The sequence below is a fragment of the Vibrio sp. 1069 genome (assembly GCF_033340555.1).
Map to the genome: position 1 here is coordinate 1 of NZ_JAWOWP010000571.1, position 609 is coordinate 609.

Annotated in this window: 1 pseudogene; it reads left to right on the forward strand. The window is 43.5% G+C overall.

From position 1 onward, the window contains the following. Nucleotides 1–105 precede the first annotated feature (105 nt). Nucleotides 106–609, forward strand: a pseudogene (locus R7040_RS27800) (exoribonuclease II); the annotation flags it as partial.

The following is a 609-nucleotide window of genomic DNA, read 5'->3' on the forward strand; positions in this document are numbered from 1 at the left end:
CTGTTTAATTCCTCAATAATTCACAGCGAATTTGTGTGCTTTAGGTAGTAATAATAGCCCGCAATGATTATAGTGTGGCCAACTCCATTGGTAAGTTAAGAAAAGATGTTTCAAGATAACCCGCTATTAGCCCAGCTTAAGCAGCAAATCCAAGAAAACCTGCCTAAAAAAGAAGGTTCAATCAAAGCAACAGATAAAGGCTTTGGTTTCCTGGAAGTGGACAGCAAGACCAGCTTCTTCATCCCACCAGCGTACATGAAAAAGTGCATTCACGGCGACAAAGTCGTGGCCATCATCCGTACTGAAAATGAACGTGAAGTCGCAGAACCACAAGAGCTGATCGAACAATCTCTTACTCGCTTTATCGGTCGAGTAAAGATGTTCAAAGGCAAGCTAAATGTCGTGCCTGACCATCCTCAACTAAAGAAATTGTCTCTAAAAGCGAAACTGAAGAAAGGTTTAAAGCCTGACAACTTCGCAGAAGGTGATTGGGTTGTAGCACATCTTGTTCGTCACCCGCTAAAAGGCGACAACACGTTCTTCGTTGAAATTTCAGAGAAAATCACTGACGCTGACGACAAAATCGCACCGTGGTGGGCAACGCTAGCG